At 34.9% G+C, this 22,857-nt stretch carries 22 protein-coding genes; 5 read left to right on the top strand and 17 right to left on the bottom strand.

The window, feature by feature from the left end; genetic code table 11:
- Positions 1 to 84: 84 nt before the first annotated feature.
- The 9 genes from sdaAA to pgsB form a co-directional block, all read right to left on the bottom strand.
- Complete coding sequence (sdaAA, locus tag JVV30_RS03750; protein ID WP_053028816.1) at positions 85 to 981, bottom strand: L-serine ammonia-lyase, iron-sulfur-dependent, subunit alpha; 897 nt, start codon at positions 979 to 981, stop codon at positions 85 to 87.
- 13 nt (positions 982 to 994) lie between these two features.
- Positions 995 to 1,681 carry a serine dehydratase beta chain gene (locus tag JVV30_RS03745; protein WP_053028817.1) on the bottom strand — a complete coding sequence of 229 codons (687 nt, stop codon included), beginning with the start codon at positions 1,679 to 1,681 and terminating at the stop codon, positions 995 to 997.
- 2 nt (positions 1,682 to 1,683) lie between these two features.
- Entirely contained in the window at positions 1,684 to 2,730 is a 1,047-nt protein-coding gene (locus JVV30_RS03740; protein ID WP_053028818.1) for a PTS sugar transporter subunit IIC, read from the bottom strand.
- A gap of 519 nt (positions 2,731 to 3,249) precedes the next feature.
- On the bottom strand, positions 3,250 to 4,743 hold the full coding sequence (gene xylB / locus JVV30_RS03735; protein ID WP_176747941.1) for a xylulokinase: 1,494 nt from the start codon (positions 4,741 to 4,743) through the stop codon (positions 3,250 to 3,252).
- A 356-nt stretch (positions 4,744 to 5,099) separates the two neighbouring features.
- Complete coding sequence (locus JVV30_RS03730; RefSeq protein ID WP_204193415.1) at positions 5,100 to 6,695, bottom strand: gamma-glutamyltransferase; 1,596 nt, start codon at positions 6,693 to 6,695, stop codon at positions 5,100 to 5,102.
- Between the two features lies 1 nt (position 6,696).
- On the bottom strand, positions 6,697 to 6,858 hold the full coding sequence (locus JVV30_RS03725; RefSeq protein WP_174841346.1) for a hypothetical protein: 162 nt from the start codon (positions 6,856 to 6,858) through the stop codon (positions 6,697 to 6,699).
- Positions 6,848 to 7,921, bottom strand: coding sequence for a CapA family protein (locus JVV30_RS03720; RefSeq protein WP_053028825.1), 1,074 nt, complete (start codon positions 7,919 to 7,921; stop codon positions 6,848 to 6,850). Before JVV30_RS03720 ends, JVV30_RS03725 begins: the two co-directional genes overlap by 11 nt.
- Positions 7,922 to 7,944: 23 nt before the next feature.
- Positions 7,945 to 8,397 (bottom strand): poly-gamma-glutamate biosynthesis protein PgsC, encoded by a 453-nt coding sequence (gene pgsC / locus JVV30_RS03715; protein ID WP_053028826.1) that lies wholly within the window; start codon positions 8,395 to 8,397, stop codon positions 7,945 to 7,947.
- 1 nt (position 8,398) lies between these two features.
- On the bottom strand, positions 8,399 to 9,556 hold the full coding sequence (gene pgsB / locus JVV30_RS03710) for a poly-gamma-glutamate synthase PgsB (RefSeq protein WP_053028827.1): 1,158 nt from the start codon (positions 9,554 to 9,556) through the stop codon (positions 8,399 to 8,401).
- A 427-nt stretch (positions 9,557 to 9,983) separates the two neighbouring features.
- Here pgsB and JVV30_RS03705 point away from each other — a divergent pair, with 427 nt between their 5' ends.
- Entirely contained in the window at positions 9,984 to 10,304 is a 321-nt protein-coding gene (locus tag JVV30_RS03705) for a hypothetical protein (RefSeq protein ID WP_070854740.1), read from the top strand.
- 17 nt (positions 10,305 to 10,321) lie between these two features.
- On the opposite strand, the gene JVV30_RS03700 is transcribed toward JVV30_RS03705, so the two are convergent.
- Entirely contained in the window at positions 10,322 to 11,206 is an 885-nt protein-coding gene (locus tag JVV30_RS03700) for an AraC family transcriptional regulator (protein ID WP_053028829.1), read from the bottom strand.
- 114 nt (positions 11,207 to 11,320) lie between these two features.
- Here JVV30_RS03700 and JVV30_RS03695 point away from each other — a divergent pair, with 114 nt between their 5' ends.
- Positions 11,321 to 12,235 carry an EamA family transporter gene (locus JVV30_RS03695; protein ID WP_239469306.1) on the top strand — a complete coding sequence of 305 codons (915 nt, stop codon included), beginning with the start codon at positions 11,321 to 11,323 and terminating at the stop codon, positions 12,233 to 12,235.
- Positions 12,236 to 12,343: 108 nt separating this feature from the next.
- Here JVV30_RS03695 and JVV30_RS03690 read toward each other — a convergent pair whose 3' ends face one another.
- Positions 12,344 to 13,315, bottom strand: coding sequence for an alpha/beta hydrolase fold domain-containing protein (locus JVV30_RS03690; RefSeq protein ID WP_070854742.1), 972 nt, complete (start codon positions 13,313 to 13,315; stop codon positions 12,344 to 12,346).
- A gap of 163 nt (positions 13,316 to 13,478) precedes the next feature.
- On the opposite strand from JVV30_RS03690, the gene JVV30_RS03685 reads away from it, so the two are divergent.
- On the top strand, positions 13,479 to 14,438 hold the full coding sequence (locus JVV30_RS03685) for an L-lactate dehydrogenase (protein WP_070854743.1): 960 nt from the start codon (positions 13,479 to 13,481) through the stop codon (positions 14,436 to 14,438).
- Positions 14,439 to 14,467: 29 nt separating this feature from the next.
- Here the strand turns inward: JVV30_RS03685 and JVV30_RS03680 are convergent, their stop codons facing one another.
- Both JVV30_RS03680 and JVV30_RS03675 read right to left on the bottom strand, forming a co-directional pair.
- On the bottom strand, positions 14,468 to 14,824 hold the full coding sequence (locus JVV30_RS03680; protein WP_053028833.1) for a thioredoxin family protein: 357 nt from the start codon (positions 14,822 to 14,824) through the stop codon (positions 14,468 to 14,470).
- Between the two features lie 20 nt (positions 14,825 to 14,844).
- Entirely contained in the window at positions 14,845 to 15,249 is a 405-nt protein-coding gene (locus tag JVV30_RS03675; protein ID WP_053028834.1) for an acyl-CoA thioesterase, read from the bottom strand.
- 201 nt (positions 15,250 to 15,450) lie between these two features.
- Between JVV30_RS03675 and JVV30_RS03670 the strand changes: the two genes are divergently transcribed.
- Positions 15,451 to 16,503 carry a zinc-dependent alcohol dehydrogenase family protein gene (locus JVV30_RS03670; protein ID WP_053028835.1) on the top strand — a complete coding sequence of 351 codons (1,053 nt, stop codon included), beginning with the start codon at positions 15,451 to 15,453 and terminating at the stop codon, positions 16,501 to 16,503.
- Between the two features lie 236 nt (positions 16,504 to 16,739).
- Positions 16,740 to 17,267 carry a LysE family translocator gene (locus JVV30_RS03665; protein ID WP_070854772.1) on the top strand — a complete coding sequence of 176 codons (528 nt, stop codon included), beginning with the start codon at positions 16,740 to 16,742 and terminating at the stop codon, positions 17,265 to 17,267.
- A gap of 59 nt (positions 17,268 to 17,326) precedes the next feature.
- Here the strand turns inward: JVV30_RS03665 and ptsG are convergent, their stop codons facing one another.
- The 4 genes from ptsG to JVV30_RS03645 all read right to left on the bottom strand — a co-directional run bounded on the left by ptsG (position 17,327) and on the right by JVV30_RS03645 (position 22,649).
- On the bottom strand, positions 17,327 to 19,393 hold the full coding sequence (gene ptsG, locus JVV30_RS03660; protein ID WP_070854744.1) for a glucose-specific PTS transporter subunit IIBC: 2,067 nt from the start codon (positions 19,391 to 19,393) through the stop codon (positions 17,327 to 17,329).
- Positions 19,394 to 19,782: 389 nt separating this feature from the next.
- Positions 19,783 to 21,522 carry a pyruvate oxidase gene (locus tag JVV30_RS03655; protein WP_204193414.1) on the bottom strand — a complete coding sequence of 580 codons (1,740 nt, stop codon included), beginning with the start codon at positions 21,520 to 21,522 and terminating at the stop codon, positions 19,783 to 19,785.
- A 52-nt stretch (positions 21,523 to 21,574) separates the two neighbouring features.
- Positions 21,575 to 22,261: an LrgB family protein gene (locus tag JVV30_RS03650; RefSeq protein ID WP_070854746.1), complete on the bottom strand. Its 687-nt coding sequence runs from the start codon at positions 22,259 to 22,261 to the stop codon at positions 21,575 to 21,577.
- A gap of 1 nt (position 22,262) precedes the next feature.
- Positions 22,263 to 22,649: a CidA/LrgA family protein gene (locus tag JVV30_RS03645; protein ID WP_070854747.1), complete on the bottom strand. Its 387-nt coding sequence runs from the start codon at positions 22,647 to 22,649 to the stop codon at positions 22,263 to 22,265.
- Between the last annotated feature and the right edge of the window lie 208 nt (positions 22,650 to 22,857).

Genomic DNA, 22,857 nt, shown 5'->3' with positions numbered 1-22,857 from the left:
ACATGACACACCTATGACTAAATAAAAAAAGCCATCCTCAAATGCCTCACAGACATTCAAGAATGACTTATAACCATGGTGGGCTTATGAGAAGCTATTCACTTCTGCTTCACCAAAGATTTTACGTTTGATTGCTTCACCAGTTGGTGTACCTGCTAAACCACCAAGTCCTGTTTCTCTTAATTCAGCTGGTAAGCCACGTCCTACTTTATCCATTGCTTCGATAACTTCATCCACTGGAATTCTACTTTCAACACCAGCTAATGCTAAGTCAGCAGAGATTAATGCGTTACCAGAACCAATTGCGTTACGCATTACACATGGAATTTCAACTAAACCAGCTACTGGGTCACATACTAGACCAAGTAAGTTACTGATCGCTAGTGCCATTGCGTGACCAGATGCTTCAGGTTCACCACCAAAGATGGATACCGCAGCAGCTGCAGCCATTGCTGAAGCTGAACCAACTTCTGCTTGGCAACCACCTGTAGCACCTGCAACACTTGCGTTATTAGCAACAACGCGACCAAATAATGATGAAACGAATAAGAAATCTATCATTTGTTCTTCTGTAAGGTCATGTGTTTTTTCTAATTTAAATAATACGCCCGGAATCGTTCCGGAGGAGCCAGCTGTTGGTGTTGCACAAATGATACCCATTGCTGCGTTTACTTCGTTAGTAGCAACGGCGCCTTTCACTGCTTCAACCATTTCATGGCCTGATAAAGCATGATTATTTTCATTATATTTAGCAAGTTTAATCGCATCTTGACCAGTATAACCTGTTACACTTTTAACGCCTTCGCCAGTTGATCCTTTAACTACAGCATCTCTCATGACGTCTAAGTTCTGTTTCATTGTTTCTCTAACTTCGTCACGTGTTTTACCTGAAAGTTCCATCTCTTCTTGGATCATAATATCTGCAAAAGACATTTTATTTTCGACTGCGTAGTCTATTGTTTCTCTAATTGAATCAAACATCTTTAATCCCCCTCTATTTAATATAGGATATATTTAAGTGACTATATTTTTCTTTAATTTGATCTAACGTTGATTCAGATAATGCCTTGTTTAGTGGTAATACTGCTAAACTGAAATTATCGCCCGTTTGTGTCATTTCTTCTTTTATGTCAGCACCAAGTTCACTTACATCATTGATAAAATGATTAACTTCTGATTTATTTGCCGCCCCATCCATTTCTAAGATAGGTAAACCATAGTTAAAATCAATGTCTAGACCTTCGACGCTAATGCGTTTTAATTTAATTGTACCGCCACCGATTGAATTCCCAATGACTTCAATGTGACGTCCATTACCTTCTGCAACAAGATACGCACAGTTAGGATGTTCACCAATACTGTCGCCTTCTTCTTCAATAATGTTCACTTCGATATTTTGGTCTTTAGCAATTGCTAATGAACTTTTAATACGACTATCAAAAGTGCTGTAACCCATTGCACCACCAACGATGGCTAAATCCGTACCGTGTCCTTGATGTGTTTGCGCAAAGGATTCGTAATAATGAATTGTGAGTTTATCTGGCTGTACGCCACCTAATACTGCATATGCAGCATTACCAATTTTAACTGCTCCTGCTGTATGAGAACTTGAAGGTCCCATCATGACAGGCCCAATAATATCAAATGCGCTTTGATAATCGTAGCTTTTTTTAGTAGCCATAATTAAACACTCTCCTTAGGTTGTTTCTGTTTACTAGGCAATTTAATACTCATGTCCATTAGGTTGAATTTTTTAATTAATGTACTGAAGATAAATGCTAAGATAACACTTACAACTGCAACTGTAATGATTGTGATAATTGATTTTGTAGCATCGTTAAATCCGAATAACACGATTGCACCTGCAATTGGTGTTGCCATACCTTTAACACCGATAACAAGTCCACTAAATGTTACGATACATGCGTTTACTACACCGATAATTGCGTTTGTACCATATAGTTGTAGAGGGTATTTTGCAATTAAATCAATTTGTGTTAATGGTTCAACAAATACTGCGAATGCTTTTGATTTACTTCCACCAATATTAAGTCTGCTGAATAATACATAGTTAACAAATGATGAACCTGTACATGTTAATGCACCGATAGCCATTGGTATACCAGTTAGTCCTAATAAACTAGTTAATACCATTGAACTTAGTGGTGTCATACCCGTTACAGGAATAACTAATCCTAAAATAACTGCTAATGCGTATGGATTGCTGTCTCCTACTGATGTAACTGCGCCACCGATTTGATGTAATACAGCCATAACCCCTGGGCTAATAGCTGTTGCTAAACCAAATACAACTGCTGGAGCAATTAAAATCACAGCAATTAAGTCCAAGCCTTCTGGTACTTTTTTCTCGATAAATTTAATACCGAATGAAATAAGGTACGCTGCGATAAATGCTGGTAATAATTTAAAGTCATGTAATACGAGACCAACAATGACTGCAAATACAGGTGAGATACCCATTTTCAAACAAGTTAAGATACCAACTGCAACACCTGCAAGACTTCCTGCTAAGTCTCCTATAGTTTGTAAAAATTCAATATGGAATACGCCACCAATAGCGTAACTTAGGAATGCTTGTGGTAAGAAAGTCGCACAAGCAGCTCCTGATAATGCTTGTAGTCCTTGTTTACCGTATGGCGCAAAGTTTAAGAATAGCGTCATAACGATAAGCACTAATACGAGTGTACCCACTCCTAAAATAATATTCATTCCCCAAAACCTCTTTCAATTTATTTAAGAACCATAGTCATACTACACCCTCTAGAAAACGATTTCAAGACTTATTCAGTGACAAAAATGTAAATTTGTGAAATAAATCACATTAAGAGACTTTTTGAGGATAAAATATTTTTAATTTGAAATCTTTTGAAAAAATCTAAATAATTTTAGTTATTTTACACCGCTAAAACTACCTTTGTAATCCTTTTCAAGGCAACACTAATATTTGTAATAATTAGTTAAATTGTACACATTTATTTTGTTATATATCCACTTTAACGTGTCAATTTATAGTTACATAACAAACTGCTCACAAATGAAAAAATTGTAAAATTTAAATTATTAAGTTTTTAGCACAATAAACGGGCGTGGAGCAGAATTTGTTATGAATTCATTGTTCCACGCCCAACTTGCTTGGCTTGTAGTATTGCTTCTTATCATCTTTTTATTGCGTTCTCTCCTAAAAGGCTAACGCTCATTTGGTTCTATCCTAATTGTCGATTTGAATGATTAATCTTCAATCTTTAATAAAGCTTCTGTTAATTGATGTGTGTGATGGTAAATGTCTTTGTATACTTTATAATATGCTTCATATTGTGCGTGTCTTGTAGCGTCTGGTTCAAAGGTTTGAGCAACATCAATAAATTTCTCAACACATGCATCAAAGCTATCAAACCAGTTCAATCCATAAGCTGCAATCATCGCCGCGCCCATACTTGGCCCTTCTTCATGTTTCAATTTTCTGATCGTCGCATTGAAAATATCTGCTTGCATTTGTAACCAAAATGAACTTTTGGCACCGCCACCGATTGAAGTGATATGCGTTATCGTCTTACCTGCTTCTCGCATTAATTGTATAGAGTCATATAATGAGAAGGTAATACCTTCTAGCACTGCTCTCGCAAAATCCGCTTTCTTATGGCTGCCATTAATACCAATAAAACTGCCACGTATAAATGCATCTCCATGTGGTGTACGTTCACCTGCCAAATATGGTGCAAATAATAAATGGTTAGCGCCAATGGCTGACGTACTGGCTTGTTGAACAATATCATCAAAGCTATCCTGTTCAAAGAAGGTTTGTTTAAGCCAATTTAAACTGTAACCCGCAGCTAACGTCACACCCATAGCATAAAATGTTTGAGGCACACTATGATCAAAGAAATGGATATTGTTAGTGTATTCAGTATAACCTTCACTTTCTACATTAAGGACAACACCAGAAGTTCCGATACTACAAAGCGTATCATTACCATTGATGATACCCGCTCCAATTGCGCCACAGGCATTATCTCCCCCACCAGCATAAACTTTCACAGGTGATTTAAAACCAAGTGTTTCCACTAGTTCTGAGCGTACTTCGCCAACCGCTTCTGTCGAACGCACTAAAGGTGGGTAAATATCTCCAATACCTAAACGTTCACCAACATCTTTAGTCCAATCATGTGTTTTTGGACTTAATAATAGTGTACTCGCCGCATCTGAATATTCCATATGGATTTGGCCTGTTAAACAATAACGCACATAGTCCTTAGGCAATACGAAGACACTCACTTGTTCCCATAATGATGGCTCATGTTGTTTCATCCAAAGCATCTTAGGTAACGTAAACCCTTCAAGTATTGGATTGCCATTTAATCTTTCTCCATATATGTCTTTGATTTGCATACATTGTTCGGAGTTGCGTGTGTCATTCCAAAGAATCGCGTGACGTACTGGTTGATGATTGCTATCTAGAGGCACTAAGCCATGCATTTGCCCTGAAAATGATAGCCCTTTAACACTATAATTTGCCATTTCAGGTGCTTGATTTATACGTTTAATCCCTTGTTTCACCGCTTCAAACCATTCATTTGGATCTTGTTCACTATAGCCAGCACGGCTTTGTATCAAGGTTAAAGGTTCACTTGTCGAAGCAATCACTTCACCCTGTCGATTAACCGCAATGATTTTAACTGCACTGGTACCCAAGTCAATTCCTAATACTACGTCTTCCACAACCATTCCACCTTTATCAATCAATTGTAAGCGCACATTTCCTTACATATTAAGTAAGCAATTCAATATCTTTTTATTTTATATAAATTTTAAATTAAATTCAAAACCTTTATATTTATCATATCGATTCTGCTGATATTTTCAATAGTAAACTAAGATTTAAAATCTTTTTCAATAAAAAATGAAGCAAGGGTGGAACAGAATTCACTTTGAATTCATTGTCCCACCCCCATAATAATGACTAAACATCGATTATGTTGATATACATTGCTTCTCAGTTTAGCCAACACATGCACATTGATACTAAACTATCAAACGTTTTGGAACCAATTGCTTACGATGCTTTTTCTAATAGATCACAATTATCTATTACCCACATCTTGGCCAATTTCAACCGTTTGATCATTTTTATTATAAATGGCGCCTTGAACACTACCAAAGTTAGCGTCATTACGTTTTTCTTGAACGCCGTAGCCCATACTCTTGAAGATATTAATATCTTCATCGCTCGTTGCATTTTCATAATAAATCGTACCACCATCATTATAGAAACGTGGTTTATCAATAGATTCTTGTAAGGTACCATTTCCTCTAAGGTAGTCAATAAGTACTTCGTTTAAAATCGTAGGAATTTTGTTTCCGCCTGGTGTACCAATACCCATATAGAAATCTGGTCCAACAACAATCGATGGTGACGTATATGAACGTGGTGCTTTATGTTTATCACCATAGTTTGGACTATTCGGATCACTTGAGAAGTTTGTTAACGAGTTGTTCATATAGAAGCCTTGCTTCATAAATTTACCTGCGCCAAAGAAACTAGATAATGTATTCGTTGTACTAGCGACTTTACCATTCTTATCAATCACTACGAAATGCGTTGTACTCGTAGTATCAAGTGACGTATCAAAGTCACTGTTCGTTTCATTGCCACCACTGTTAACATTATTTAAGTTATCTAATAAATAGTCTTCTGATAAATGTGAATCACTATTTGCTTCTTGACCATTAACGATATCCCTATTTCGATACATTACATCACGTGATTTAACAATACCATTAATGTAATCTGCTCTATCATTGCTCGAATTGGCACTTTCATCAATTTTCAATCCTTGTAACATTAAAGCACCACCTAAAGGGTTTGAAGCAGAGTAGATTGTGTTATTGAAATATTTGGTTGCTACAGGTCGTTTTTCTTCAGTTTTAAATGTTGAAAAGTCTTTTTCAGTTAATTCACTATCGACTTGTTTAGATATACTTTTAGCGATGTCTTTATAAAAATAATCAGGCCCTTTATCTCTAATACCTTTAATTGTTTTAGCTAATGCAGGTTGTTTCACCACATCACCTTCACGTACCGTACGTTTTCCTTTAAAGAATGGAGAATTACGGTCGATATCTGATCCATAAATTTTTAAACTACGTTCCAATTCTGAATCCACTTCGAAACCATCTTCGGCTAATGGCACAATATAACTGAATATTTTCTTCTCGTCCATTTTACCTTCACGTTGATGCATATCATGCATACCTCTAACGAATCCTGGCGTACCCATTTCATCGCCTTTCTTATAATTATAAGAAGACAATGTTTTATATTCATACATCTTAGGTTCTTCACCATCATTACCATTGTATGTAAGTGTGGCACCACCGCCACCTAATCCTGATGAGTGTGGTTCCGTTACTGCTAATGCATAGGAAACACCTACAGCCGCATCTACTGCATTACCACCATCTTCAATAATTTTATTTCCGACACGTGTGGCAATAGGGTTATTTGATGCTACACCATATTTTTTACTACTGCCAGAGAATTTATGATCTGCAATTTTATTTTCGAATAGTGTATCTTTATCAGGATTGTCTTCTTTATTGAAATAGTAAAAGACAAAGGATATCAAAATGGTGATAACTAAAATGACTGATAATGTCACTTTACTATAAATATTCATACTAACTGGCCCCTTTAGATAAATATTGCTCCGTTGCATCTTTTAATTCATTTTTCTCAAAATTATCAAGGCCTTCGTTCGCTTTGGCAAACGTTACCATTAACAGAATTGCAATTATAATGAGCGTTGTTACAATACCTAACCAATGCTTTTTAATATTCAAAGGTATATCCTCCATTCTCCTTTTTAAGGTGAATTGATTTGTCGTTAATATTATTGTAATAACGTTGTGCCTCTACCTTGTTCATGTTGTCTTTTGTTATCTTGCCATCTGCGCCACGTACTGGCGTAATGCTGAATTTATGATGTTGTCCATTCCAATCGTGTTGAACGACCATCCCTTTTTGATTTTTAGATAGGAATGAATCTGACGTTAAATTACCTAAACTATAAAAGATACTCGCATTTTTATATTTTTCAACTTTTTGAACGACCGAATTATGGCCGATGATGACATCTGCGCCAGATTGCACTAAAGCATGTGCATACTCTTTTTGACGATCCGTTACACTACGTTCATTCGTAATACCCCAATCCACGTTAACAACAACTAAATCATTATTTTCCTTTAAATTTTTAATCAGCGGAACAAAGATTTTAGGATCTAAACTAATAGATGTTGTATTTTTAAGTGGATCCTCATAATTCGAACCTACATCCGTAAATGACACATTGGCTATTTTTTTGCCTTTTACCGTTTGTTGTACCGTTTTACTGTTAATTGGATTCGAACCGTTGCCAGTCATAAAGTTATAATCGGTTTGCGCTTCCACTTGTTTACTCAAATCTTGGGCTTGCACATTATCAATCGTGTTATTGATTAAATTGACACTTTTAATATTTTGCTTTTTCAAGAACATAATATTCTCAATATTTTTCTTAATATTCGTTTTCGGATCATTTGAGAAATGGCTTACTAAGAGTGACGCCGTTGAGAAGTCACTGTGTTGAAGTGGTTGTTTCAAGCCATTAAACACATCGTTAAGATCCATTTGTCTAAAATGTTTATTCAATGTGATATTACCTAAATATGTACTACGAATATAATCATTACCTGAGCTTGGCATAGCCTCAACTGGCTCAACTTTCACAGCTCTAATAGCGAATACCAGAAGTACAAGTGCAACAATTAAAACGATAAGTGTATAAATGAAGTTAAGGCGTTTGTGTCGTTTAGATTGCTTAAGTAACCATTCGCTCGCTGATAACCGTTTTTTCTTTTTCATTACTCTGCGCTCCTTGCTCGCGATTAATTAATAAAGCTATATAAGAATAAGATGACATACGTGATACAAGTAAGTAACATCGTTGTTGACAACGTGATCACGACACCTTGTTTTTGAATTGTATTCGCAATGATCCCTGGAATAACGACACCAATACCAGACACTTGAACCATTTCAAATGGCGTCAATGGATAAATCAAGTCGAATAGGAATTTAAGAACCATCCCAGTTAAAATCATCGCCGCAAATTTTCTTCTTCCGTACAAAATAACCCATCTACTAATACCATATGTAACGATGAAAAATGTTAAACAACTAATAATTAACACAGATAATAACATGATGGGCTGATCGAATATAAGTGCCAAATAGCCTGGTACAACGAGCCCTGCTGGATTAATCCCAAATTTCTCGGCAAATATTAAACTTAATACGATACCGACAAATAGGGAGAAGTATAATTCTGAACCTATCATTTTATTCTATCCCTTCTATAAATTCTGCTATTCTACCACCTGGACCATGAATATTACCTACACAGAAAATGAGTGCATTGTGTGATTCTTGCATGATGGCTTTTTCAATTTCTGGGAACTCACGGTTTTCAAAATTAAGATATTTTTTGTCAGGTAAGTGTTGCATTAAGTCTGTCACCATTTGCGTACTTTTACCGGTACAAATCAGTGTGTCAAAGTCTACATCGTCAATAAAGTTCTCAACAAATTGACGTGTTCTATCTACCCTGTCTGAACGACAATTTAAAATAACTACTTTTTTGGTATATGGATAGTTGTAAGATTCAACTTTGTTCAAAATCGCTTTAGTCGATTGTGGTTCATTGGCAGCAAATGCGTTAACAAATACATTTCGTGTGCGATTTGCATTAAAATATTTAATTTCTACTGCGCCAGGATCTGGTGGTGCATTTAACATACCTCTTAATGCAGTATCCTTATCTATCCCAACAGCTTGCGCAACGCCTAATGCGATCGCAACGTTATCTGGAAAGACAAGATAAGGGAACTTTCTTAAATAGGATTCAGGAATTTTATCTTTATCGACAACGATTAACTTCGTTTTTCGTTTTTTAGCTTCTTTTGCGAAAAATTTAGTATAATCGTCTTTCATCACAACTAATGTCCCTTTGTATGGAATTGTTGCAGTAAACGCTTGTGCAACATCTTGAAGCGTAGGTCCAAGCACATCCATGTGGTCTTCCATAACATTGACGATAACGCCAATATTGGCTTTGACTAAGTCCTGTTGAAAGGTAATCTGATAATCTGGATTAACTGCCATACATTCGTTCACTAGCGCCTCGGCTCTTTGTTTAACCACTTTGCGCACGATGTCACGTTGTTCCCCAATATTAGCACCTTGGGGTTTCCTAATGACTGGATATTCTTTGTCAGTAAACCAATATAACATTCGGGCATCTGTTCCTGTCGTTTTACCTATCACATGATAATGATCCTCTCTTAGAATGCTATAAATCATTCTAGTGATAGTTGATTTACCTCGAATACCGTTAATGTTGATTCTAATCGGAATCTTATTAAGTCGATTTGTATGACGCTTTTTCTCTTTAATACCGAGCCATAAAATCAATGCGATACAAATTATAATGAGAATCACAGTATAGTCCCTCTCTTTGATTGTTTTTAATATTAAGTTGTCTAAACACGTATTGCGTTAATATGTATATCAAAAGTGATGTTTCAACACTTTCTATAGAAGTTGTTAATTAATAAAACGTCTTTTCTATCATGAACACCTTAAACGAATTATTACTTCTAATAAGGGTATGCTATCATTTACGTATTTAGTCAGTTTTAATATTGTAAATCTAATGTAAAATTATATTAACAAAGATTAATTTTTTTAGAAATGTTCAATAATTTAAAATTACAAATAAAGACTAATTTTAAAAATATTTTTCTAAATTTAATATTTACTATGTGTTATCTGATAAATCATTAAATATTTACGCCATATTTACATTAGATTAAAATTCTGATGTTACTTTAAAGGTAAATAAAGATACAACTTTAGGAGGATACTGATGGGTAAACCTTTGACTAAACCTGTGAAAATAGCAATTGGCATCTATTTAGCAATGGTATTATTCGTTTGTTCAAGCTATTTAGTATTTATTCTTGTAGGTAGCTTACAAGGAAACGATATGAGTAATTCAGTTTTAGACACAGACCATCAACACATTAATAGTGTTACTAAAGATTCTAACGAAGGCATCGATGATACAAAGTTAAACAAAGCATCTGCAACGCGTGATGATGTTGCGAAAGAAGAAATGACTTTAAATTCAAATGATACAATTTTAAATACAGATACCGAAAAAGTAGGCGCACATTCATCTGATTGATGAACATTGCACCTACTTTATTTTAAATGTTTCGCATATTTGATTTGGAATTGCTTCGGTGTAAGCGAATATTTATGTTTAAAACTTTGTATAAAATAACTTGTTGTTGAAAAACCACAATCCATCGCTACTTCAGTCACATTTCGATGATGATACATCAGCTGCTTTGCACTTTGCTCTAGGCGATAGTTTTGTAAAAAGTTCAATGGTGTGTCCCCTGCAAATCGTTTAAATAACTTGATTGTTTCCGCCTCACTCATATGAACCATACGACTTAATTCGCTAAGTTTAACTTTTTTATAATAATGACTTTGTAAGTATTGAATACATTGCTTCACTCTTGGATCAAAGAAATATTGAGTGACTTGTTGATACTGATCAAAGATATTTAACAGGTGATTTAAACATTGATAAAATTCACTAAGAATTTGTAGTTGAAAATAACCTTTTTGAGCGATATAAATTTGCCCTACTTTCTCAATCCGTTTCAATAAATGGATGCTCTCTTCATCATTTGGACTTAATTTAATAAACGGAATAGACTGCGCTTGATCTACAATATGACTAACATACGTAAAGTTAATATATTCTGTAACATTAGGTAATCCAATATTCCAGCAATAAAAACGCGCCCCTTCATCTACATCATGAATTTCATGTACAACGTTGGAGTTAATAAATAATCCTTCACCCTCATGAATCACTAGTGTATTTTCTGCTAACTTCACCTGAATTATCCCATCTGTCACATACATAAATTGTAATGCATAATGCCAATGTAGCGGTATATAGCCGAGTAATGTCTTATTTAGCGTCGTATGTAAAATAACATGTGGCCAACGACGATCAGGATAATTAATCTTTTCTTCTAAATTTGCATTTACAGTCATTTCAGACGTCATCTGTAATCACCTCAATATTTTGATACTTTTACTCATTATTTGAGTATTATCCATTTCATAAACATTATATTATGAGATTTATAATAAAACAAAATACAGATGGAGGTGCATTGTATGACTCACACACAACATAGACTAAAAGGTGTGTTATTTGCAATTATAGGTGCTACTTTGTGGGGATTAGGCGGAACGGTTTCAGATCTACTGTTCAATCAACGCGGTTTAGATGTTGATTGGTATGTCACTGCACGCCTATTAATCAGCGGCGTCTTCTTACTCAGTCTTTATAAAATACGACGCCCTAAACAATCTATTTTTATTGTTTTTCGAAATCCTAGAACAATCGTTAGTTTGTTTATTTATAGTTTAATCGGTATGCTATTTGTTCAATACGCCTATATGGCATCGATCGCAACTGGTAATGTTGCTGTAGCTACCCTTTTACAATACATTGCACCTGTGTATATCATCATTTGGTTCGTTATACGTGGTCTCGATGTATTCCGTCCATTTGATATTTTAGCCATTGCAATGACATTAATTGGAACATTTTTACTTTTAACAAATGGATCGATTTCTCATTTAGTTGTATCTCCTACAAGTTTATTCTGGGGCATTATCGCAGGTTTAGCACTTGCGTTTTACACGATCTATGCCACAGGTTTGCTTGATAAGTTTCCATCTATTTTAATCGTTGGATGGGCAATGATCATTTCTGGTTGTGCCATGAACTTTAAACAACCTATTTGGGATGTTAGTTTGAATACTATGAGTGCGTCTACAATCGTTTATTTGATATTTGGTATTATTGCTGGGACTGCTTTAGCATTCTATTTATTTATCGATAGTCTCAAATACCTATCGCCTAAAGAGACAACATTATTAGGTACCATAGAACCAGTCATTGCAGTTGTAACAAGTGCCTTATGGCTTGATGTTACGTTTCAATCGATACAAGTGGTCGGCATTGTATTAATTCTAATCTTAATTTTAATGTTATCGCTTAAGAAACAACCTGAAGAGATATAACCAATGAAAAACGCCTAAGACGTTTACCATGATTAACACAAGTGGGATAGCATTTACGATGCATTAATTTATCCACGCGGTGAATCATTTCGTCCTAGGCGCTTTCTTTTATAGAATAATAGATTTAAGTTGTGTAAAGAATTTCTGTCTTTCTGGTAATGGGAAAATCGGATAAATGTGGAATAAATTATACCCTGGTATAAAATCATGTTCAATGCCTTTCGCATTCAACATTTTAGATAATTTTAAAGCATCTGGATATAACGTTTCTTTCGTACCGATGAAGATGGATAATCGTCCTAATCCTTCTAAATCACCATTAATCGGAGAAATTCTATAATCCTCAATTGGTAATTCACCTGCCCATAATTTGATGAAGTATTGACTACCTTCTATCCCCAACATAGGATCGATGCGTTCATATGTTTTAGCATCTGGATTGCGCATCGTACCATCTAACACTGGTGATAGCATTACGATATGACCCGGTTGAGGCAACGTCGTTTCTGCTTTCAAATATTCTGCAAATGATAATGCGATTTGTCCCCCTGCTGAGTCTCCCATAATAATGAGTTGATCTGTATGTTCAACTTTGGCAACCTGTTTATCATAAATGAGCTTTAATAATTCAAATGTCGTGCGGTAATCACGATGAGGCACTTTAGGATAAATTGGCATAATGACCTTCGCATCAAGTTGTCCTGCAAGTTCATCGATAAAATTAAAATGGTTCTCTAGCGGATCTTGGAACCACGCACCACCATGAATATATAACACCACTTTTTGTTGATGATTACATTGATCATTCACAATATATGTCACACAGCCATTCCAACTTTTTGTTCGAACATCATGTTTAAATTCATAACTTGTGCCACCATATTTACCGGCCGTAATTGCTTTAGTTTCTTCTAATGCTTTTTTAGCATCTGCCTCATTCTCAAATGTTTTTTTCATACCAGACATTCGTATATACTTTTCAGTTATATAACTCTTATAACTACGTTTTTCTTTTACTTTAATAAATGCTAATGTACCTAATATCGCAGATGTTGCTACTGTTAATACACTTTTTTTCATCGTCTTGATGACCTCCTATACATTTATATATTATAAACCTTAAATTCCAAATCATTTAGTAATTAACACTAAGAATATCAAACAATATTTTCAATTTAAGTCAAACGTGCTATCCTTATATCAATTATCTGAATTTTCAATTTAAAAGAGGAGGCAAGCATTGATGTCACGTCATAAAATTGTTCTTATAGGTAGTGGTTATGTAGGTTCTGCGTTTGCCCACGCAGTTGTAGCTAAAGGATTAGTCGACGAATTGGCAATTATTGATATTGACGAGGATAAAGCGAAAGCGGATGTATGGGATTTGAATCATGCTACGCCATTTGGTGATCACTTCGTTAATGTGCATGTAGGACAGTACGAAGATTGTAAAGATGCAGATATTGTGGTGATCTGTGCAAGTGCGAAACTTGCTAAAGGTGAAACACGACTTAAATTATTAGAAGATAATGTCGATATCTTTGTTCCAATGGTTCAACGTATTGTCGATAGTGGCTTTGATGGTTACTTTGTATTACCTTCTAATCCTGTAGATATTATGAGCTATGTCGTTAAACACGTCTCAAATTTCCCTAAAAATAAAATCATTGGGTCAGGTACTTCTTTAGATACGGCTCGTTTTCAATTCTTCTTAAGTCGCGCGTTTAATGTTGCACCAAATCAAGTATATGCGCCCATTATTGGCGAACATGGAGATTCGCAAGTCGCAGTATGGTCACATGCTCAAATTGCAGGTGAATCCATCCTAGATTTATTGCCATCTGATACAAATATTGAAGCGTTTAAAGCATCCATAGCAGAACAGACAACGCAAGTTTGTTATGATATTTATGTTCGAAAAGGCACAACCAATTTCGGCATATCGCTTAGTTTAGTTCGAATTGTAGAGGCGATTCTATTCAATAAACAGATCATCATGAATGTGTCAAGCTATTTAGAAGGCGAGTATGGACTGACCGATGTCTATATAGGTGTGCCAACAATCATTAACGGTAACGGAGCAGATAAAGTCTTTGAATTCGCTTTATCCGAAGATGAACACGCACAATTACATCAATCAGCCCAAGTGATAGCAACCTATCAACAACGTGCCGATGATATCATTCAACGTATGCGTAAATAAATAACGGACACATGGGATAGGGATAGAATTCAATTTGAATTCAAAGTTCCATCCCCTGTTCCAAAACAGCTATCATACATTAAATCCAATTGGTGTTCGAAACGTTGCATATCTATAAAACGTGCTTGACGATGCATTTCTTTACCATCCATAAAAATTAAATCTACAGGCACAGTAAATATAGATAACTCACCTGCAATTGCTTCGATATCTGATTGGTTTATAATGGCAAGTTCTGCATGAGGATAAGTAGCTACAATATCCTCAATTTGAGGTAACACCGCATGGCATACCGAACAATGATTTCGCATTACATGAACAACTACTAGTTGATGGTCTTTAATAAATTGATGAAAAGCTTCAATAGTACTCAAATGCTTCGTCATTTTCTCACCCACACTTTCACTTATTTTAATAAATCTTGAAATACTTCTGGCATCTTAGTTATTCTTTGACGTTCTAAATCAAAGAAACCACCCGTTTGATATCCAATACAATGCACTTTATCTCCGGAAGAAATTTCAAATTTAAATACCCATTTCATTCTTCCACCTTGAACAAACCAGCATCGTCCTACTGGCTTATCATGTATCGTTATCGGAACTTTATATTCTATTTCTGTTTTCATTAATATTGGCGATATATGTTGCTTCATCATTTCTGAGAAGGTCATGTAGTTATTAATGAATATTGTACGTAGATCTTCAAACCAGCGAATATATACAATATTACTCACGATACCCATCGCATCAATGTCGTAATTATTTACTTCAATCTCTTTTTCAGCTACTAATAAGCCTTCATTTTCCATAGATATACTCTCCTTTAAATCATCTTTCAATTATATTTTACGACGATTAAATGCATTTTTCATCCACTTTAACTATAAATTTCATGATGGCAGACTTATATATGTCAATTTTATTATATATTATTTTTATTAAATACATAATCAAATTAACATGCTATAATTATTGTGAAATAATTCACAATTAACAGGAGGATGATTCATTTGAAAGCTTATATTTATGAAAAGCCAGGTGTCGCAAAACTCATTGACAAAGAGAAGCCGGTTGTTACTGAAAGTACAGATGCTATTATCAGAATGGTCAAAACGACGATTTGTGGTACGGATTTACATATTATTAAAGGGGATACACCTGAAGTGCCTGCAAATACAACATTAGGTCATGAAGGTATTGGTATTGTTGAATCTGTTGGTTCAAGTGTCAACAATTTTAAAGTTGGCGACAAAGTTATCGTGTCTTGTATTTCTTCATGTGGCAAATGTTATTACTGTAAAAAAGGCATCTATGCGCATTGTGAAAATGATGGTGGTTGGATTTTAGGTCATTTAATTGACGGTACACAAGCCGAATATGTTAAAGTTCCTTTCGCAGATAACTCTTTATATCATGCACCAGAGTCTTTACCTGACGAAGCATTAGTCATGTTATCCGACATATTACCTACTGGATATGAAATTGGTGTATTAAAAGGGAAAGTGAAACCGGGTAGTACCGTTGCAATTGTTGGAGCTGGACCAGTCGGATTAGCTGCATTATTAACTGCACAATTTTACTCACCTTCTAAAATCATTATGATTGATTTGGATGATAATCGTTTACAAACTGCGAAAGAATTAGGTGCAACGCATACTGTTAATTCTAGCAATGTGGAAGAAGCTATTGCGCAAGTCAAATCACTGAATCATCGTGGTGTAGACGTAGCAATAGAAGCAGTCGGTATTCCGCAAACATTCGATTTATGTCAAAAATTAATTGGCGTCGATGGCACAATTGCTAACGTAGGTGTCCACGGTTTACCGGTTCAATTCGATATCGATAAATTATGGATTAAAAATATTAACGTAACAACAGGACTTGTGTCTGCAAATACAACTGAAGAACTGTTAGAAGCTTTGAAAAGTAAAATTATCCAACCTGAACAATTGGTTACACATTATAGTAAGTTAAGTGATATTGCACATGCCTATGATTTGTTTAGAAACGCTACAGATCATAAAGCGATTAAATTACTTATCGAGAATGATATAACACAATAATCCTTAATCATCACTTTATATTATTAATTTCTATAAGACCTTTAACCATTCTAACCATTGATTTCAAAATGCATAGTCATTGGTTAAAGGTCTTTTTTACATAGAATCCAATTATAATTATCAGAATGATCTAAATTTAATCTCATTTTTTATTTCAATTGGTGTTAAAATGGATTTATTCAACTTTTCGAGGGGATAGATGGTCATTGTTCTCTTACTTACTGTTTATTACTACCATGTCATTCACACCTGGACCTAACACCATCATGGCGATGTCCGAAGGTCAACGTAAAGGCTTCATAAGCGCTTTACCTTTTAATTTAGGTGTTTTCATAGGTATTTTATTTACACTCGCAATTACTTTATTATTTTCAGAGCCACTAAAACATAACCATAGCTTTATTATCATTATGAAGATTGTTGGTACGCTTTATTTATTATATCTTGCGTATCATGTATTGATTTCAAAGCCTGATAATGTAAAAGAGGCATTAGATCGTCCTGTACTTAAAGGTATCCTCATTCAAGCTACGAATGTTAAAGCAATGTTATACTTTTTAACTGGTTTAACAACATTCACATTACCTGATGCTTGGAATTCTACTTTTGGACGCTCAATTTTACTTATTGTCATCGGTATTGCTGGTGCAATCGTTTGGAGTCTATTAGGCCAAGTGATGAATCGAATCTATCAACAACATTATAAAATCATTAATATCGTTATCACAGCTTTATTACTTTATAGTGCTGTGGAACTTTGGTAGTTCATTTTCCCGATTAAAAAACCTCCTGTCATTATTTCTGACAAGAGGTTTTTTCAAGATTATTTAATTTTCATAATTGCTTTACCTGGGTCTACTGATTCAACATCTTCTACTGTTAATGTTTTATCTCCCAAGTTTGTAATAATGATTGGTGTTACTGTACTTGGTGCATGTTCTTTTAAGTATGCTAAGTTGATTTTCATTAAAGGTTGACCTTGTGTAACTGATTCGTCAGCATTTACAAGACTTTCGAAACCTTCACCGTTTAATTTCACTGTATCAATACCAATATGAATAAGTACTTCCACACCAGATTCAGATTCTAATCCGATTGCGTGTTTCGTTGGGAAGATAGTTTTAACTGTACCATCAAATGGTGCTACGATTTCTCCTTTTTCAGGTACAAATCCAACGCCGTCACCCATCATTTTTTCTGAGAATACTTTATCAGGTACTTCTGATAATGGAATAATGTGTCCAGTTCCTGGTGCATAAATTTCTGTCTCTTTAATTTCTTCCACGTTTATAGGTTCATCTGATGTTTCTTCAGTAACTGTTGTTTCACTTGGTTTAGTGATTTCACCTTTCATGATAAGTGACATATCATGTTTAATTTGATCTGATTTCGGACCGAAGATTGCTTGCATATTATTACCTACTTCAAGCACACCTGAAGCACCTAACGCTTTCAAACCTTGTACATCGACTTTAGATTTATCATTTACTTCAACACGAAGACGTGTGATACAAGCATCTAAATGTTTGATATTTTCTTTACCGCCCATTGCGTCTAATACATCAAATGGTAATCTTGCTACACTTGAGTTACGAATTTCTTGTTCTTCATCTTCACGGCCAGGCGTTTTAAGATTGAATTTCTTAATTGCAAAGCTAAATAAGAAATAGTAAACAACTGCATAGACTAAACCAACTGGAATAACTAATAACGCATGCGTACGATCCCAGTTTAATAAACCATAAAGAATATAGTCGATAAATCCACCAGAGAAAGTCATACCAATCTTAACATCAAGTAAGTGCATGATTAAGAATGATGATCCTGCTAAAAATACATGAATAACATATAATAATGGTGCTACGAATAAGAATGAGAATTCTAATGGTTCTGTAATACCAGTTAAGAATGATGTTAAAGCAGCTGATAACATTAAACCACCAACTACTTTTTTACGTTCAGGGCGTGCATTTTTATAGATTGCTAATGCAGCAGCTGGTAAACCGAACATCATAAATGGATATTTACCAGTAGTAAATGCACCTGCTGTGAATGGTACGCCATCTTTCAATTGAGCCATCCAAATACGTTGGTCACCGCGAACGAGTTCACCTGCATGGTTTGTATATTGTCCGAACTCGAACCAGAACGGCGCATAGAAAATATGATGTAATCCGAATGGAATTAATGAACGCTCAATAATACCAAAGATAAATGTTGTTAATGTTAAGTTCTTATTCAATAAGAAGTTTGATAAGCTATTTAACCCTTCTTGAATTGGTGGCCAAACGAAACATAATGCAATACCTGTGATGATTGCAACTACTGATGTCACGATTGGCACGAAACGTTTACCTGCAAAGAATCCCAAGAATGGTGGCAATGTAATATTGTAGTATTTGTTATAACACCAAGCAGCAAGCGCCCCCATAATGATACCGCCGAACACACCCGTTTGAAGTGTTGGAACACCTAAAATTAAGGCATATGCTGGTAGTTTATCAGCTTGACTTAATTCTTTAGCGCCATTAGCGTAACTATAAATATCATCAATTGTGATATGCATAATTTGACCCATAGTGGCATTCATAATTAAGTAACCTACTAAAGCTGCTAAAGCGGCAACACCGTCTCCACCAGCTAATCCAAGTGCTGTACCCACTGCAAATAGCAATGGCAAGTTATCAAATATAATTTGTCCAGCCGCTTCCATAACAGATGAAATCATCACGAAGACGTCCATTTTTAGCCACGGTGCAATGCTAACAAGTTGTTCATTGTGCATCGCATTACCGAACGCTAATAAAATCCCGGCAGCTGGTAAAATTGCAACTGGTAACATTAAGGCTTTACCGATACGTTGCAATTGACCGAAAAATTTCTTAAACATAATCCTTATTCCCTTCTACCTAAAATTTGAACACGATAACATAAAAAAAGACATAAGCAATACTAAGAAAAGTAAGTTTGAGAAATGCATAGCGATACAGTGATTTAAAATCATGTACACTCGTCCCTTTAATTTCTCTTCTACTTTCAAAAATACATCTCTAAGTAACCCAAATTATGAAATGTATTTTTACTAAGGCTATTCCATGCCTTAGTCTCATTGATTGCTTATGCCTAATTTAATAGTAACACGCAGTTCTTTTTTTCAATTACTTTATATTATATACCTATGATAAAACGGTTTCAATACTTTTTAAATAGAAATTGCCGACAAAATCAAAGTTTTGTCGGCAATTTTGTCTCAAGCGTTATGAGAGCGCTGAATATTTATTATAAGAAACGTTTAGCAGCAACTGAAATTGGTGGAATTTCGTCGAAGTCTAATTTTTTATCTTCAGTAATTGATCTGTAAGCCCATTTACCATAATTAATTGCTTCTTCGTTCACAATTTTACCTGGTAATGGTGCAGCATTTGGATCAACATGTACGTCAACAATAGTTGGTACATTTTCATTTAACGCTGCTTCTACTACTTCATCAATACGGCTTGGGTCTTTTAAGACATAACCTTTACCACCAGCAGCTTCTGCGAATTTAGCGTGATCCATATCAGAGAAGTCAATGGCATATTCTAATTCACCAGCAGCTTGTTGTTCATATTTAATGAATGATAATTGTTTGTTATTCATAACAAAAATTGTCACTGGTAGGTCATATTGAACAGCAGTTGCAAAGTCTTGCATTACCATTTGGAATGCACCGTCACCACTAATAGAAATTGCTTGGCGTTTAGGGAATGCAATTTTAGAAGCAATTGCGCCTGGTAGACCGCAACCCATTGTACCTAACCAAGAAGAAATAATAAATTTATTATTAACTGATAAGTTTAGGTAACGTGTTGACCAAACTGTAGACGTACCTACATCAATTGAGAATACCGCATCGTCATCACTATATTTGCTAATAGCTTTCATTAAGCGTTCTGGACGGATTGGCGTACTTTCTTGATTCATGTCTTGTTCCATCCATTTATCCCAAACAGCTTTACGTTCTAATGTTTTTTCTAAGAATGCACGTTGTGGTACGTGTTTAATGCTATCAGTTAATTGGTGGAAAGCAAGTTTAGCGTCACCAACGATACCTACGTTGACACTGAAACGATGACCAATGACATCTGGGTTTGTGTCGATTTGAATAGCTTTAATATTTTTCTTAGGTAGGTAATCAACGTATGGATAGTTTGTTCCTGCCATGATTAATAAATCGGCATCTTGAATTGTTTGATAAGATGTTTTTGTACCGATTTTACCTAAGTTACCAATGCTATATGGGTGATCATCAGGAATGATTGTTTTGGCTGGTAACGTATGAATAACTGGAATTTTAGCTGCTTCAACAAATTCACGTAATTCATCTTTAGCATTTTGTGCACCTACACCAACGATCATAACTGGTTTTTTACTTTTATCGATTAATTTTGCAGCTTTTTTAATGCTACGTAGTGTTGGCGTTGGCGCTTTAGGTTTAGTAGTATCTATAGCACGGTTTGTAGTGTCTTTAATTTTTTGAGTTAATAAGTCGTTAGGACATACAACTACTGCGACACCACGTTTTTCGTATGCAGTACGAATTGCTTCGTTTACAATTTCAAATACGTTGTCACCTTTTTTAATTTGGTGGTTGTATACAGAAACATCTGAAACCATATCTGTAATGTTTGTTTCTTGGAATGCTTTTGTACCTAATAATGTACTGTTTGTTTGACCTGCTAAAATTAATTGAGGAACACGATCCATTTTTGCATCGTACATACCATTTAATAAGTGAACGATACCAGGACCACCGATACTTAATGCTACCCCAATTTTTCCTGTCATTTTAGTGTATGAAGCTGCAGCTAAACTTGCTACTTCTTCATGACGCACATGATAGAATTTAAATGAATCTCTAACTGTACGTAAACTATCTACTACTGCGTCAATTGAATCCCCAGGAATGCCATATAAGTGGTCAATATCCCATGCTTCTAACGCTTTTACTAATGCTTCGTTTGCTTTTATCTTCGCCATTATTACAATAGCCCCTTTCTCTTTTTCAACGAGTACTAAGTATATATTCCCTTTAGTAGAACAAAATAATCATGATTGGAATAAGTATTGAACTTATGACAGCAGTCAATATCATTCCAATTGAACTGAATGCACCGGATTCAATATCGTGTTCTAATGCTTTTGCGGTACCGAACGCGTGTGATGCATTCCCATATGTTAAACCTCTCGCTATAGAGGTCTTAAAATTACCTACTTTCAATAACATTGATCCCATCATACTACCGATTAGTCCTGTAGTGATGATGAATAAGACTGTTATCGTATCCGTACCACCTAACTCTTGTGAAACTTCAATACCAACAGCAGCTGTTATTGAACGTGGTAATATTGTTACGATGGTTTCCTCGTCATAACCCAATAAGTTCAACGAGGTAAACACTAACACAAAATTAAGTATTACGCCAACCATCACGCTCGTAAAGATAATACTTAAATTTTCAATGATTTTATGTCGATTCTTATATAGTGGGTAAGCTAAACATACAACAGTGGCATTTAATAGATGGTTAATCCACTTACCACCTGTCATGTAATCATGATAGTTTTGATGTGTTAACAATAATACGATAATGACACCAACTGAACCAACTAATGCTGGATTCAAAAATGGATTATCGTATTTTTGTTGTAGTTTTTTTGCAGCAAAATACATAACGACGGTTAACAATATCATTAAGATTGCTTGAATAAGTGTCATACTATTGATGACCTCTCTTAACGTTAGGTTGTTTAACCATCTTTTCAGCAATGTAACCAGAAGCAAGTGCAACGCAACTTGTACCTACAATAATTAATAAGAAGAAAATGATATAACTCTTCGTGATATCAGACACAATATCCATAATACCTACAACGGAAGGTATAAAGAAAAACACCATTGTAGCTAATAGGAATTCTGCACCTTCAGATATCCAATTCATGCGTATCACTTTCAACTCAAGTAAAATGTACAACAATATCATGCCTACGATACTTCCAGCTAGTGGTATATGCAATAATGTTTGCAACAAACTACCTAAGTAACTAATGACTATGATAATGGCAATTTGTATGATAACTTTTGAAATAAATAATATTTTTTTCAAGATGACTGACCTCCCACTAAAATATGTCGAAATTGTTACAGTAATTTTTGAACCTATATTCATTATTCTAATTCAACGTTCAAAAATAGAAAAATATTCATTTTAAATACGACCTATAGTTTTTTTCTATGTAATCGCTTTAACGATTATCATTAGTAGTTTCAAATAATGTGTTTATATTGTGAAAAATGTATTCAAACCTTCATTT

The organism is Staphylococcus sp. GDY8P47P (assembly GCF_016892225.1).
Taxonomy (GTDB): Bacteria; Bacillota; Bacilli; order Staphylococcales; family Staphylococcaceae; genus Staphylococcus; species Staphylococcus borealis.
This window is presented reverse-complemented; position numbering and strand designations above follow the sequence as displayed.

Excerpts from the sequence above, each read along its gene's own strand:
- JVV30_RS03695 (WP_239469306.1), top strand. The coding sequence starts at position 11,321 with ATGACTCACACACAACATAGACTAAAAGGTGTGTTATTTGCAATTATA.
- JVV30_RS03705 (WP_070854740.1), top strand. The coding sequence starts at position 9,984 with ATGGGTAAACCTTTGACTAAACCTGTGAAAATAGCAATTGGCATCTAT.
- JVV30_RS03655 (WP_204193414.1), bottom strand. The coding sequence starts at position 21,522 with ATGGCGAAGATAAAAGCAAACGAAGCATTAGTAAAAGCGTTAGAAGCA.
- JVV30_RS03675 (WP_053028834.1), bottom strand. The coding sequence starts at position 15,249 with ATGGAAAATGAAGGCTTATTAGTAGCTGAAAAAGAGATTGAAGTAAAT.
- JVV30_RS03740 (WP_053028818.1), bottom strand. The coding sequence starts at position 2,730 with ATGAATATTATTTTAGGAGTGGGTACACTCGTATTAGTGCTTATCGTT.
- ptsG (WP_070854744.1), bottom strand. The coding sequence starts at position 19,393 with ATGTTTAAGAAATTTTTCGGTCAATTGCAACGTATCGGTAAAGCCTTA.
- xylB (WP_176747941.1), bottom strand. The coding sequence starts at position 4,743 with ATGGTTGTGGAAGACGTAGTATTAGGAATTGACTTGGGTACCAGTGCA.
- pgsC (WP_053028826.1), bottom strand. The coding sequence starts at position 8,397 with ATGATAGGTTCAGAATTATACTTCTCCCTATTTGTCGGTATCGTATTA.
- JVV30_RS03650 (WP_070854746.1), bottom strand. The coding sequence starts at position 22,261 with ATGACACTTATTCAAGCAATCTTAATGATATTGTTAACCGTCGTTATG.
- JVV30_RS03745 (WP_053028817.1), bottom strand. The coding sequence starts at position 1,681 with ATGGCTACTAAAAAAAGCTACGATTATCAAAGCGCATTTGATATTATT.
- sdaAA (WP_053028816.1), bottom strand. The coding sequence starts at position 981 with ATGTTTGATTCAATTAGAGAAACAATAGACTACGCAGTCGAAAATAAA.
- JVV30_RS03680 (WP_053028833.1), bottom strand. The coding sequence starts at position 14,824 with ATGACGAAGCATTTGAGTACTATTGAAGCTTTTCATCAATTTATTAAA.
- JVV30_RS03730 (WP_204193415.1), bottom strand. The coding sequence starts at position 6,695 with ATGAATATTTATAGTAAAGTGACATTATCAGTCATTTTAGTTATCACC.
- JVV30_RS03685 (WP_070854743.1), top strand. The coding sequence starts at position 13,479 with ATGTCACGTCATAAAATTGTTCTTATAGGTAGTGGTTATGTAGGTTCT.
- JVV30_RS03720 (WP_053028825.1), bottom strand. The coding sequence starts at position 7,921 with ATGAAAAAGAAAAAACGGTTATCAGCGAGCGAATGGTTACTTAAGCAA.
- JVV30_RS03700 (WP_053028829.1), bottom strand. The coding sequence starts at position 11,206 with ATGACGTCTGAAATGACTGTAAATGCAAATTTAGAAGAAAAGATTAAT.
- JVV30_RS03665 (WP_070854772.1), top strand. The coding sequence starts at position 16,740 with ATGTCATTCACACCTGGACCTAACACCATCATGGCGATGTCCGAAGGT.
- JVV30_RS03690 (WP_070854742.1), bottom strand. The coding sequence starts at position 13,315 with ATGAAAAAAAGTGTATTAACAGTAGCAACATCTGCGATATTAGGTACA.